Below are 14277 nucleotides of genomic sequence, written 5' to 3' on the forward strand. Positions count from 1 at the left end.
CCGTCAGCGTCGCCGTGCGGAAGTCCAGCAGGTTCGCGTCTCCCGTGTCCAGCAGCCGCACCGCGCCCGTCGTGCCCGTCGCGTCGACCTGCTCGATGCCGGTTGCGCTCCAGCCCTTGATGCCGATGTCCACCGCCAGCGTCCCGCCCGTCACCACGATCTTGTCCGTGCCGGCCGTCCCGCTGTCCTTGTACGTGTCGTAGCCCTGGAAATCCAGGGTCGTGTTGCCCGAGACGCGGAAGGTGTCGCTGCCCCCGGCACCGTCCAGCACATCGTCGCCCTGGTTGTTGGCGATCGTGTCGTTGCCAGCACTGCCGTACACCGTGTCGTTGCCCCAGCCCGCGTCCAGCACGATGTTGCTGCCGACCAGCGTCGTCGTGCGCAGATCGAACACATCGGCCGCGTTGGTGCTGATCAGGCGCACGGTGCCGGCCGCGCCCGTGGCGTCGATGGTCTCGATGCCGGTGCCGCTCCAGCCACGGGTGCCGATGTCCACGTCCCCCGTGCCCAGCGCCACGATCTGGTCCGTGCCGCTCGTGCCGCTGTCCTTGTACGTGTCGTAGCCCTGGAATCCTGCCAGCAGATTGCCGGTCACCCGGAAGGTGTCGCTGCCACCCGCGCCGTCCAGCACATCGTCGCCCTGGTTGTTGGCGATCGTGTCGTTGCCGGCACTGCCGTACACCGTGTCGTTGCCCCAGCCCGCGTCGATGACCAGATTGCTGCCCGTCAGCGTCGTCGTGCGCAGGTCGAACAGTTCTGCGCCGTTCGTGCCGATCAGCCGCACTGCGCCGGTCGCTCCCGTGGCATCGATCGTCTCGATGCCCGTCGCGCTCCAGCCCTTGACGCCGATGTCCACGTCGGCGCCGGCCACCACGATCCGGTCGGTGCCGCTCGTGCCGCTGTCCTTGTAGATGTCGTAACCCTGGAACGCGGTCGTCGTGTTGCCCGTGACACGGAAGGTGTCGCTGCCGCCCGCGCCGTCCAGCACATCGTCACCGTGGCTGGTGAGGATGGTGTCCGCGCCCGCCGTGCCGTAGACCGTGTCGTTGCCGTAGTTGCTGTCGATCACGGCGTTGCTGCCGGTGACGGTGACGCCGCGGAAGTCCAGCGTCGAGCCGCTGCCGTCGCCGTAGATCCGCACCGTGCCGGTCGCGCCGGTGGCATCGATCGCCTCGATGCCGCTGGTCGCACCGAAGTTGCCCAGCAGGCCGATGTCCACGTTGCCCGTGCCCAGCGCCACGATCTTGTCCGTGCCGCTGGTGCCGGTATCCGCGTAGGTGTCGAAGTTCTGGAAACTGCTCCAGCCCCCCGCCTCGTTGCCGGTGACGCGGTAGGTGTCACCGCCCGCGCCGCCATCAACCACGTCGTTGCCACCGCCGCTGACGAGGGTGTCCGCCGCCGCGCTGCCGTACACCGTGTCGTTGCCGAAACTCGCATCGATCACGAGGTTGCTGCCGGTCAGGGTCGTCGTGCGCAGATCGATCAGGTTGGCGTCGTAGGTATCGAGCAGGCGGACCGCACCGGTCGTGCCGGTCGCGTCGACCTGCTCGATGCCGGTTGCGCTCCAGCCCTTGATGCCGATGTCCACCGCCAGCGTCCCGCCCGTCACCACGATCTTGTCCGTGCCGGCCGTCCCGCTGTCCTTGTACGTGTCGTGGCCCTGGAACGCGGTGGTCGCGTTGCCGCTGACCCGGTAGGTGTCGCTGCCGCCCGCACCATCGAACACGTCGTCGCCCCAGCTGGCGAGGATCGTGTCCGCACCCGCACTGCCATGGACGGTGTCGTTGCCGTAGCTGCTGTCGATCACCACGTTGCCGCCGGTGATCGTGACGTTGCGGAAGTCCAGCGTCGAGCCGCTGCCTTCGCCATACAGCCGCACCGTGCCGGTCACCCCGGTGGCATCGATCTCCTCGATGCCGCTGCTGGCGCCGAAGCTGCCCAGGAAACCCACGTCCACATCCCCCGTGCCCAGTGCCACGATCCTGTCGATGCCGCTGGTGCCGGTGTCGGCGTAGGTGTCGAAGCTGTGGAAGCTGCTCCAGCCGCCGGCCTCGTTGCCGGTGACGCGGTAGGTGTCGCCACCGGCACCGCCGTCCAGCAGGTCGTTGCCGCTGGCGCCCACGATGGTGTCTGCCGCAGCACTGCCGTGGACCGTGTCGTTGCCGTAGTTGCCGTCGATGACGAGGTTGCTGCCCGTCAGCATCGTCGTCCGCAGGTCGATCAGGTTCGAATCCCCGGTGTCGAGCAGGCGCACCACGCCGGTCGTGCCGGTCGCGTCGATCTGCTCGATGCCGGTCGCGCTCCAGCCCTTGATGCCGATGTCCACCGCACCCGTCGTCGTCCCCGCCACCACGATCTGGTCGGTCCCGGCGGAACCCGTGTCCTTGTAGGTGTCGTGATTCTGGAAAACGCCCCAGCCAGCAGCCTCGTTGCCGCTGATGCGGTAGGTGTCGCCGCCCTCGCCGCCATCCACGACATCGTGGCCAAAACTGGCGACGATGGTGTCGCCGGCCGCGCTGCCGTAGATGGTGTCGTCGCCGTAGTTGCCGTCGATGACGAGGTTGCTGCCGGTCAGCGTCGTCGTGCGCAGATCGATCAGGTTGGCGTCGCCCGTGTCCAGCAGGCGCACCGCACCGGTCGTGCCGGTCGCATCGATCTGCTCGATGCCGGTCGCGCTCCAGCCCTTGATGCCGATGTCCACCGCGCCCGTGCCGACCACGACGACCCTGTCGACACCACTGGAGCCGGTGTCCGCATAGGTGTCGTGGCCGCCGAATCCGCTCGCGGCATTGCCTGTGACACGGTAGGTGTCGCTGCCCAGGCCGCCATCCAGACGGTCGTTCCCACCTTCGCCGACCAGCAGGTCGTCACCCGCACCACCGTTCAGCGTGTCGTCACCGTTACCGCCCCACAGCGTGTCATTTGCGTCGCCGGCGTTGATCAGGTCGTTCTGACCGTAGCCGAATATCTCGTCCGTACCGGCCGTGCCGCCGAGGGTTTCCGCCGCAGACGTGCCTGAAATCAGGCTGGAGACCAGCGCGGCAGCGGCGGGCATGGCGACAGCGGTGGCGCCAGTGGTGCTGGCAGATGCAGCGATGGAAGCAGTGATCGTTCTGGAACTCATTGGGGGAACCTAGTCGCTTGTTTTTGATGCATCCCGATTTACGGGATTTCCCGAATAACCAGCGATTCTTATTCGGTCTTGTTTTATCTGCGCAAGGCGAAGATAAGAAGCCGAAATGAAAATCGACTCCAATTTATAAGCGAAAGCACCCCCTGCAACGAGGCCAAGAGCACCTCGAACAAGGGGCCCGCATCGGCATGAACCGTGAATTAAACACGATCATCCGCCGCTTGTGCTGGTCCCGTCTGGAACCAGAATGCAAATCCGATACCAGGTCACGCAGAGGAACGACGCTGGCGGCCAGTATCCAAGTAATTTCCAGATCGCCCAGGCCGAGTCAGGATTCAGTCAGGATTGACAAAAGTCGGCTCTTCATGCGGGGCATCCAGAAAGTTTCGCGTCAGATATTTGCCCGCATTCTGGTCAGTATTTGGTCAGACTCCGATCCTAGACTGCATTTCGAATTATCTGATTCACCTGTATTTAATAGGAGCAATCCATGGCAGATCCTGTGATCGCCCGCATCAGGTCAAACCCTAAGTATGCGGAACTAAAACAAAAGCGCGGCGGATTCGGCTGGATGCTGACACTGCTGATGATGGTCGTGTACTACGGCTACATCGCGCTGATCGCGTTCAACAAGGAATTCCTCGCGCAGCCCATCGGCGCAGGTGTGACGACGATCGGCATCCCCATCGGGATGGGCATCATCGTCTTCACGATCATCATCACCGGCATCTACGTGCGTCGTGCGAACGACGAGTTCGATCGCCTGACCCGCGAAATCCTGCAGGAGGTCTCGAAGTGAGCCGCACATTCAAAACCCTGATGGCCCTGGTCGGGCTGCTGGGCGCGGGGGCCGCGCTGGCCGCTGGTGCCGACATGGGCCAGATCGCCAAGCAAGAGACCAACTGGACCGCGATCGGCATGTTCGCGGCGTTCGTGGCGGGCACGCTCTACATCACGAAGTGGGCAGCCAGCAAGACCAAGTCGGCGGCTGACTTCTACACCGGCGGTGGCGGCATCACCGGCTTCCAGAACGGTCTGGCGATTGCGGGCGACTACATGTCGGCCGCCTCCTTCCTGGGCATTTCCGCGGCAGTGATGGCCACTGGCTACGACGGCCTGATCTACTCGATCGGCCTCCTGGTCGGCTGGCCCGTCATCACCTTCCTGATGGCAGAACGCCTGCGCAACCTCGGCAAGTTCACCTTTGCCGACGTGGCCGGCTACCGCTTCAAGCCGGGTCCGATCCGCGCGTTCGCGGCCTCGGGCACGCTGGTCGTGGTGGCGTTCTACCTGATCGCCCAGATGGTCGGTGCCGGCCAGCTCATCAAGCTGCTGTTCGGTCTCGAATACTGGATGGCGGTCGTGATCGTCGGCGCGCTGATGATGATCTACGTGCTGTTCGGCGGCATGACGGCCACCACCTGGGTGCAGATCATCAAGGCCTGCCTGCTGCTGTCGGGCGTGACCTTCATGGCCATCATGGTGCTGTCGCAGTTCGGCTTCTCGCCGGAAGCGCTGTTCGCCAAGGGTGTCGCCGTCAAGACCGCGATCGCCGTGAACGCCAAGGCAGCGGCTGTGGCCGGTGCTGCCGCGTCCGCTGCCGCTGCCATGACGCCGGAAGCCGCCTCGGCGGCTTCGGTCGCGATGGCCAAGGCAGAAGCGATGAACCCGGAGAAGATCGGCCTGTCGCTGATGGGCCCTGGCGGCTTCATCAAGGACCCGATCTCGGCCATCAGCTTCGGCATGGCGCTGATGTTCGGTACCGCCGGTCTCCCGCACATCCTCATGCGCTTCTTCACCGTCCCTGACGCGAAGGAAGCCCGCAAGTCGGTGTTCTGGGCGACGACCTGGATCGGCTACTTCTATGTGCTGATCTTCATCATCGGCTTCGGTGCGATCACGCTGGTGCTGACCAACCCCGAGTACGCCAATGTCGCCAAGGGCGTCATCAATGGTGGCGCGGGCACGGCCAACATGGCGGCCGTGCTGGTGGCCAAGGCCGTCGGTGGCAACGTGTTCTACGGCTTCATCTCGGCCGTGGCCTTCGCGACCATCCTGGCGGTCGTGGCTGGTCTGACGCTGTCGGGCGCATCGGCGGTGTCGCATGACATCTACGCCACGCTGATCAAGAAGGGCAAGGCGGACAGTGCGGCGGAGCTGAAGGTTTCGCGCATCACCACGCTGTGCCTGGGTGTGCTGGCCGTGACGCTGGGCATCGTGTTCGAGAAGCAGAACATCGCCTTCATGGTGTCGCTGGCCTTCGCGATCGCGGCCTCGGCCAACTTCCCGGTGCTCTTCATGAGCGTGCTGTGGAAGGACTGCACCACCAAGGGTGCTGTCGCTGGTGGTTTCATGGGCCTGATCTCGTCGGTCGTGCTGACCGTCGTGTCGCCGTCGGTGTGGGAAGCCACGCTCGGCAACCCGAAGGGCTCGGCCTGGTTCCCGTACAGCTCGCCTGCGCTGTTCTCGATGACCATCGCCTTCGTGGTGATCTGGATCGTGTCGATCATGGACCGCAGCGCGCAAGCGACTTCGGAACGTGCGGCCTTCGAAGCACAGCAAGTGCGCTCGGAAACCGGCCTGGGTGCCGACGGCGCATCGGGTCACTGATCCCCTGCTGTCATTCCCGCGCAAGCGGGAACCCACCGGCCGCTGACCTTCCCGGTCCAGCGGCCACAAAAAACCCGGCATCCGCCGGGTTTTTTTATGGAAGCTGCCGCAGCTTGATGAACGCCAGTGCCGCCATGACCGCGTCGTTGAGCGCGTCATGCGCGTCCCGCCGCGGCAGGTCCAGCTCGGTCATCACCGTGTCGAAGCGCAGATCGATGTGCCGGTCCTGTTCGTGGCCGTGGAACTGGCGGAACTTGTATTCGTAAAACAACGTCGAGATCTCGATCTTCGGCTGCGGCAGCGCCACGCCCAGCATCGGCCAGAGCACGCGGTTGATCATGGCCACGTCGAATTCCAGAAAATAGCCCACCAGCGGCCGGCTGCCGATGAAGGTCAGCAACTGCCGCATCGCCTCCTCGGGCGCCAGTCCATCGGCCACATCCTGGTCGCGCAGGCGGTGCACCCGCACGCTGTCGGCCGTGAGCGCCTTGCTCGGCCGGACCAGCAGCGACAGCGCCTCGCTGGTCATCACCCGGTCGCCGACGATGCGCACGGCGCCGATGGAAATGATGTCGTCGCGCCGGGTATCCAGCCCGGTGGTTTCGCAATCCACCGACACCCATTCATTCGGTGGCGGTTCGTCATACAGGAACCGCAGCCGCTGGTCCGCCAGATGCCAGAGCATCCACGCCCGCTTGAGCGCCGCCCACTGGCCGAACAACCCTCCAGGACCGCCGCGCATCAGATCACGTCCAGGTGAAAGTGCTGGCGCAGGTAGACCTTGAAGCGCTTGACCACGGCGAGCGTGTCCTTCAGCAGATCGCGGTCCAGGCTGCCCAGCTTGTCCAGCGCGATGCCGGAACCGGCCACGCGTCCCTGCTCCAGCGCCTGCAGTCCCGCACGCAGCTTGAGGCCCATGAAAAAGTGCAGGCTCTCGACCAGGACCGGCCCCAGATCGGCCGGCAGGTGCCCGCCGGCGAGCAGCGCCTCGATGCGCTCCACCGTGCCCGTCGCGGGGATCCGGTATTCGAACGCCAGACTGCGCACGCCATGCACGAGCGGAAAGATGCCCGCCTTCTTCAGATCCAGCTGTTCCTTGCCACCATCCCCCCGGTGCAGGATGCGGTTCCACCAGCCGCTGTCGGTGCTGAAGGCGTCGATGGCACCGGCGAAACGCCCGAGCGTGCCCGCGTTGTCGCTGGCAAACCGCCAGATCTGCTCGCGCACCCCCGCCAGCAGCGCCGCGTCACCCGCCACGCTGTGCGCGTCCAGGAAGATTGCCAGCGACATCAGGTGGTCGGCCGTCGGCGTGAACAGCCAGTCGCGCACCGTGCGGGCGAAATCGTCCTCGCTGTGGCGCCAGTCCGGGTTGCTCACCATGATGCGGCCCGGGCATGGCGGATAGCCGAACTCGGCCAGCGCGGACGAGAACCGATCGCAGAGTTCGGCCAGATCGTGCGTGCATTGGTAGCCATTGCGCAGGATCAGTCCGTTGTCCTGGTCCGTCTTGAGCAGCTGCTCCCCGCGGCCCTCGCTGCCCATGACAAAGAGGCAGCTGTTGGCGATCAGGTCGGCGGGCGCGATGAGCTGCCAGGCGCGCTCGAACAGCGTCGCGTTCAGCTCCTGCACCAGCCGGGCGATCATGCCGACCTTGGTGCCGCTGTGTTCCAGCACACCGATGAGCCGGGTGATCTGCTCGGCCGCAGTCCGCAGGGTGGCGATGTCGGTCGCCTCCAGGATCTGCAGCGTGATGAGGTAGGAGTGGTTGGAGAGGTAGCTCAGCAGGTCCAGCTGCTGCAGGAAACCCAGGATCTGCTCGCCCTCGGCCACCACCAGCCGGTGGATGCGGTGCCGGATCATCAGCGCCAGCGCGTCGAACAGCGGCGTGCTCGGCCGGATCGTCACCAGCTTGAAATTGGCCAGTTCACGCACCGGCAACTGGTCCAGCGGCACACCGCTCATGATCGCCTTGGGCAGGCTGGTCACGGTGAAGATGCCGAGCCGGGGCGGCGTGCAGGCGGTGTCGCGCACCAGCACATTGGTCGTGCGCTGCTCGTGGAAGGCCCGCGCCACCGTCGCGATGTCATCGTCGGCATCCACGAAGTACACCGGGCGCAGGTAGGCCTGATCGACCCGCGCCATGGTCAGCGACTGCAGTTCGTGCTGGCTGCGGCGCTCGGCCAGCGCGCCGAGCTTGTTCGACAGGTCGGCGAACAGCAGCGCGCCGAAGGTGGCATTGCTGGCGATCAGCGTCGACACCGCCGCCTTGGCCAGCCGGTAGACGACCACCTCCTCGCTGGCGATGAAGCGGCTGCTGACCTGCCCGGCCACCAGGCCACGGCCATCGAAGCAGTCGTCGGGGCCGAAGCTGGTCTGCTGCTCGTCGCCATCCCACTGCTGGACATGGCCCTTGATGACCACGAACAGGTGGGTCGGCTCGGTGCCCGGCGACAGGATGACGGCCCCCTCGCGGAAATACTCGATGTCCACGCTGCGCCGCACCAGCTGGCGCTCGTCGGGGTGGAGCGCATCGAAGGGCGATGCGTCGAAATTGAAGGCACTGGGCACGGGACGGGCCTTTCGCAGGCAGGGGATGCCGTGATTGTCCCGGCCCGGCAGGTCGCAGGACCTGCGCGACATCAAGGCCCGGGCCGGATGCGGCCCGGGCCTGCGCCAGCGTCAGGCCGCCACCACCTGGAGGTCTCCGGCCACCAGCGTGCGGAAGCCGGATGCCAGCGTCGCCACCACCGCAGTCCCGCCCGCACCGGAGCCGTTGCTGTCGAACGTGAGGACGCCGGTCGTCGCGTTGTAGAGGAACACGGCATTCGCATCCAGCGCCACCGGCGCGCTGCCCGACACGAAACGCGTGCTGGCCAGCGTTCCCACCGGCAGCGCACCGAAGTTCGCGCTGACGACCTGGATCTTGTCGCTGCCACTGGTGAAGTCGGTCAGCGTGTCGCCGCCCTGGGCGGTGGTGACAAAGCGGAACACGTCGGCGCCAGCGCCGCCCGTCAGCGTGTCCGCCCCCGCGCCACCGGTCAGCACATTGGCCTTGGCGTTGCCGATCAGCGCATCGGCGACGCCTGTGCCAATGGCGTTCTCGATGCGGCTGTCGACGGTCGCCGTCACCACATCGAACGCGATGCCCAGGCTGTCGCGCACCTGGGCCGCCTGGTTGGAGTAGCTGGAGCCGATGGTCGACCAGGTACCGCCATTCAGGTTGAGCGTGACACCGAGCGTCTGGCTGCTGGCGTCGACCGTGTCATTGCCGCCGGTGTCCCAGAGGCATTCGTACACCTTGCTGCCCGCGGTCCAGGCGTAGACGGTGTCCCCCTGGTTGGACGTCCCGTTGATGCCGTACATGTACTGCAGCGCCGCGATGTCGTTGAGCATGTAGGACGTCGGGAAGTACGAGGATCCGTAGCCATCGTTGGTGTCGGTGGCGTTGTCCTTGTAGCTCATGACGCTGTACTTCAGCTGGTCCTCGCCGACGACCGGCGCGGGCGATCCGTCGTGCGGATGCTCCAGCCCGACCGCATGGCCGAGTTCATGGATGAAGGTGTGGTAGCTGTAGCCGCCAACCACCGGCGTGGTGTAGGAGCCGCTCGGGCCGAACCAGATGTCGCCACCCGCCGCGCTGGTCGAGGGGTAGTAGGCGTGGGCGGTGGACAGCGTGCTGTTCTGCGACAGGGTCCAGCGGATGTCGCCGGCACCGACCGCCGTGTCGGCCACCTCGGTGAACGTGATGTTGCAGACCGAGGACAGCGCGTTCATCGCCATGCGGGCCGCCGCCTGCTGGTTGACGTTCAGGGCGGTGTAGGGGTCGTGGGTCGAGTTCGAGTAGGTGAAGACCGAGGCCGAGGTCGAGAAACTGTAGGTCAGCTGCGCGCCCGTGCCGATCGCGCCGCCCCACTTGGCTCCATCCACCAGGTTTTCGATGTTGTCGGACACCGAGGTCGGCACCGTGATGTAGGTGACCTGCGAGACGGAGCTGTTGATGCCACCCGTGCCACCCGAGTCGTCGTTGCGGATGGTGCCCGCGGCGGTCGCGGTACTGATCGTGGCGTTGCTGGCCCCGGACAAGGCCACGCTGAAGGTCTCGTTGCCCTCGCCCACCGTGTCACCCACCACGTTCAGCGTGATGACCTTGCTCGTCTCGCCATCGGCGAAGCTGACGGTGCCGGTGGTGCTGCCGCTGAAGTCGGCGGCGCTGGTGGAGCCATGCACCACCGCATAGCCGACGGAGGACACGCCCGTGCCGACGTTGCGCGTCACGGTGAAGGTGAACGGCGTCGTGCCGGTGTTGCCTTCGACCTTGTCGGCGCTGGTCGCGGACAGGCTCAGGACCGGCACGTCGTCGTTGACGAGGCGGCCCGCCGCAGTCGCCGTGCCCAGCGTGGCACCCACCGGTGCCGACAGCGCGACACTGAAGGTCTCGTTGCCTTCGATCACCGTGTCGGCCACCGCGTAGACGGTGATGACCTTGCTGGTCTCGCCGGCGACAAAGCTCACCGTTCCCGTGGTGGTGCCGCTGAAGTCGGCGGCGACCGTCGTGCCATGGACCAGCGCGTAACCGACGGACGAGGTGCCGACACCGCTGCTGCGCGTCACCGTGAAGGTGAACGCGGTCGTGCCGCCGGTCGAACCCTCGGCCTTGTCGGCGCTGGTAGCGGCGATGCTCACCGTCGGCAGGTCGTCGTTGGTGACCTGCCCGGCGGCCGTTGCCGTGCCGAGCTTCGCCCCCACGGCCGAGGACAGCACCACGTTGAAGGCCTCGCTCAGCTCGATCGTGGTGTCGCCCACCACGTTCAGCGTGATGACCTTGCTCGTCTCACCCGCCAGGAAACTCACCGTGCCGCTGGTCGCTCCGCTGAAATCGTCCGCGCTGGTGCCGACATGCGCCACCGCGTAGTTGACCGACGAGGTGCCGACCCCGCTGCTGCGGGTCACGGTGAAGGTGAACGGGGTCGTGCCGGTGCTGCCTTCGACCTTGCTCGCGCTGGTGGCCGCGATGCTCACGGTCGGCAGGTCGTCGTTGACGATGGTGCCGGTGGCAGTGGCCGTGCCCAGCAGGGCGCCGGTCGGGCTGGACAGCACGACGCTGAAATTCTCGTTCAGCTCGATCGTGGTCTCGCCCACCACGCTGATGGTGAGGACCCGGCTCAGCTCGCCAGCGGCAAACACGACGGTGCCGCTGGTCGCCCCCGAGAAGTCAGCGGCCACCGTGCCGGTGTTGGCCACGGCCCAGTTCACCGACGACGTGCCCACGCTGCTGGTGCGGGTCACGGTGAAGGTGAACCCGGTCGTGCCGGTATTGCCTTCGCCCTTGTTCGCGCTGGTGGCCGCGATGCTCACGGTCGGCAGGTCGTCGTTGAAGATGGTGCCGGCGGCGGTGGCCGTGCCCAGCAAGGCGCCCGTCGGGCCGGACAGCACCACGTTGAACCCTTCGTTCAGCTCGATCGTCGTGTCGCCCACCACGTTGACCGTGACGGTCTTGCTGGTCTCGCCCGCCAGGAAGCTGACCGCGCCGCTGGTGGCGCCACTGAAGTCCGTGGAGGAGGTGGACGTGTGGGCCACCGCCCAGTTCACCGCCGAAGCACCGACCCCGCTGCTGCGGGTCACGGTGAAGGTGAACGGCGTCGTGCCGGTGCTGCCTTCGGACAGGTTCGCGCTCGTGGCGACGATGCTCACGGTCGGCAGGTCGTCGTTGACCACGGTGCCGGTGGCCGTCGCCGTGCCCAGCGTGGCGCCCACCGGGTTGGTCAACGCGACGCTGAAGGTCTCGTTCAGCTCGATCGTGGTGTCGCCCACCACGTTGATCGTCACCACCTTGCTCGTTTCGCCCGAGGCGAAGCTCACCGTGCCCGACGTGGTGCCGCTGACGTCGTCCGCCGTGGTGGTGCCGTGGGCGAGCGCGTAGTTGACCGACGAGGTGCCCAGGCTGCTGCTGCGGGTGACCGTGAAGGTGAAGGCGGTCGTGCCGGTGCTGCCTTCGGCCTTGCTCGCGCTGGTGGCGGCGATGCTCACCGTCGGCACGTCATCGGCCTGGACCACGCCTGCGGCGGTCGTCGTCCCGAGCAGCGCGTTGGTCGGCGCGGACAGCACGACATTGAAGCCCTCGTTCAGCTCGACCGCGGTGTCGCCCACCACGTTCAGCGTGAGCACCTTGCTCGTCTCGCCCGCCAGGAAGCTCACCGTGCCGCTGGTGGCGCCCGAGAAGTCGGCCGCCACCGTGCCGACATGGGCCACCGCCCAGCCGACCGAGGCCGTACCCACGCCGCTGGTGCGGGTCACGGTGAAGGTGAAGGGCGTCGTGCCGGTGCTGCCTTCGGCCTTGTCGGCGCTGGTCGCGGCGATGCTCACCGTCGGCAGGTCGTCGTTGACGAGGGTGCCGGTGGCCGACGAGGTGCCGAGCTTCGCACCCACGGGGGTCGAGAGCACGACACTGAAGTTCTCGCTCAGCTCGATCGTCGCGTCACCCACCGCGGTGACCGTGATGACCTTGCTCGTCTCGCCGGCGGCAAAGGCCACGCTGCCCGACAGGGCGCCCGTGAAATCATCGGCGGCCGTGCCGACATGGGCCACCGCCCAGTTCACCGACGAGACCCCCACGCCACTGTTGCGGGAGATGGTGAAGGTGTAGGGCGTCGTGCCGCCGGTCGCACCCTCCGCGACCACGGCCGCCGTGGCGGCGATGCCCACGATCGGCAGATCGTCGTTGGCGATGGTGCCCGCGGCGGTCGCCGTGCCGAGCAGCGCGCCGACCGGCGCGGACAGCACCACGCTGAAGGTCTCGGCCAGCTCGATCGTGCTGTCCGCGGCCACGTTGACCGTCACCGTCTTGCTCGACTCGCCGGACGCGAAGCTCACGGTGCCGGTCGTGGCGCCGCTGAAGTCGTCGGCGGTGGCCGTGCCGAGCACCAGCGCGTAGTTCACCGACGAGGTGCCCAGCGTGGTGTTGCGGCTGACGGTGAAGGTGAAGGCGGTCGTCGCCCCGACCAGGGTGGAGGTTCCTTCGGACTTGCTCGCGCTGGCGGCGGCGATGCCCACCGTCGGCAGGTCGTCCGCCCGGATCAGGCCGGCGGCGCTTGCCGTGCCCAGCTGGGCACCACCTGGCGCCGAAAGCACCACGTTGAACGCCTCGTCCAGCTCGACCGCCGTCTCGCCGACCGCCGTCAGGGTGATGACCTTGCTCGTCTCGCCGGCCAGGAAGCTCACCGTGCCATTGGTCGCGCCGGTGAAATCGGCCGCGCTGGTGCCGACGTGCTGCACCGCCCAGTTCACGCTCGACGCGCCCACCGCGCTGCTGCGGGTCACGGTGAAGGTGAACGGCGTCGTGCCGCTGTTGCCCTCGATCAGGCTGGCACTGGTGGCGGCGATGCTCACCGTCGGCAGGTCATCGTTGGCGATGGTGGTCGTGGCCACGCTGACCGTGCCCAGCGCGGAGCCGCGCGTCCCGGACAGGCGCACGCTGAAACTCTCGTTCAGCTCGATGGTGCTGTCGGCGACCACGTTGACGGTGATGGTCTTGCTGGTCTCGCCCGCCAGGAAGCTGACCACGCCACTCGTGGCGCCGCTGAAGTCGGCGGCAGTGGTCGTGCCATGCAGCACCGTCCACGACACCAGCGAGGTGCCGAGCGCGTTGTTGCGGCTGACGGTGAAGGTGAACGGCGTCGTGCCACCCGTGCCCTCGGCCTTGCTGGCGGCGGTCGCGACGATGGACACCGCGGGCAGGTCGTCGTTCAGGATGGTGCCGGCCGCCGACGCCGTGCCCAGCGTCGCACCGACCGCGCCCGACAACACGACGTTGAACGCCTCGTTCGACTCGACCACCGTGTCGCCGAGTGCGCTCACCGTGACCAGCTTGACCATCTCGCCCGCCGCGAAGGTCACCGTGCCGCTGGTGGCGCCGCTGAAATCGGCCGCCACCGTGGTGCCATGGGCCACGGCCCAGTTCACCGAGGCGGTGCCGACATCGGTCGTGCGCGTCACGGCGTAGGTGAAGGCAGATGCGCCGCTCTGCCCTTCCTGGCGGCTGCCGACCACGGCGGCAATGCCGATGCTGCCGAAGTCGTCGTTGAGGATGGTGCCGGTGGCCGTTGCCGTGCCGAGCGTGGCCCCTTCCGGACCCGACAGCATGACGCTGAAGGCGCCATCCAGCTCGATCGCCGTGTCACCGACCACGTTCAGCGTGATCACCTTGCTCGTCTCGCCCGCGGCGAACGTGACGTCACCGTTGGTCAGCCCGCTGAAATCCGTGTCTGCGGTGGTGCCGTGGACCAGCGACCAGCTCACCGATGACACGCCCTCGCCGCTGTCGCGGGTGACGGTGAAGGTGAACGCCGTCGTGCCGGACAAGCCCTCGGCCTTGCCCGCGCTGGTGGCGGCGATGCTGATCACGGGCGGGATGGCGGCTGCACCCACCGCCCCTGTCGCGAGGATCGCGGCGGGCAGATCCACGGTGGCAAGAGGGCGAGAAATCGGGGAAGTGGGGCGGATGGTCATGTGGATCTCGGGAACTGGACGGGAAACTT

Annotated in this window: 6 protein-coding genes; 2 read left to right on the forward strand and 4 right to left on the reverse strand. The window is 66.9% G+C overall.

What is annotated here, in order from left to right; translation table 11 throughout:
* Window positions 1–3124 (reverse strand): beta strand repeat-containing protein (locus BDD16_RS00005; protein ID WP_179631895.1); only part of this gene is annotated, 3124 nt, incomplete at its 3' end.
* Between the two features lie 499 nt (window positions 3125–3623).
* Between BDD16_RS00005 and BDD16_RS00010 the strand changes: the two genes are divergently transcribed.
* A complete protein-coding gene (locus BDD16_RS00010; RefSeq protein ID WP_179631897.1) occupies window positions 3624–3932 on the forward strand; it encodes a DUF485 domain-containing protein in 309 nt (102 codons plus the stop codon).
* Between the two features lie 20 nt (window positions 3933–3952).
* Window positions 3953–5743 (forward strand): cation acetate symporter, encoded by a 1791-nt coding sequence (locus BDD16_RS00015; protein WP_179635920.1) that lies wholly within the window; start codon window positions 3953–3955, stop codon window positions 5741–5743.
* A 94-nt stretch (window positions 5744–5837) separates the two neighbouring features.
* Here BDD16_RS00015 and BDD16_RS00020 read toward each other — a convergent pair whose 3' ends face one another.
* The 3 genes from BDD16_RS00020 to BDD16_RS00030 form a co-directional block, all read right to left on the reverse strand.
* The gene (locus tag BDD16_RS00020; protein ID WP_179631898.1) at window positions 5838–6485 is read right to left on the reverse strand and encodes a 3'-5' exonuclease; all 648 of its coding nucleotides are present in this window, start codon (window positions 6483–6485) and stop codon (window positions 5838–5840) included.
* The gene (locus BDD16_RS00025; RefSeq protein ID WP_179631905.1) at window positions 6485–8311 is read right to left on the reverse strand and encodes a DUF294 nucleotidyltransferase-like domain-containing protein; all 1827 of its coding nucleotides are present in this window, start codon (window positions 8309–8311) and stop codon (window positions 6485–6487) included. Before BDD16_RS00025 ends, BDD16_RS00020 begins: the two co-directional genes overlap by 1 nt.
* Before the next feature lie 111 nt (window positions 8312–8422).
* Window positions 8423–14248, reverse strand: a complete 5826-nt coding sequence (locus BDD16_RS00030; protein ID WP_179631907.1) for a Calx-beta domain-containing protein — start codon at window positions 14246–14248, stop codon at window positions 8423–8425.
* Window positions 14249–14277 lie beyond the last annotated feature (29 nt).

Source organism: Sphaerotilus montanus, from assembly GCF_013410775.1.
Lineage (GTDB): Bacteria > Pseudomonadota > Gammaproteobacteria > Burkholderiales > Burkholderiaceae_C > Sphaerotilus > Sphaerotilus montanus.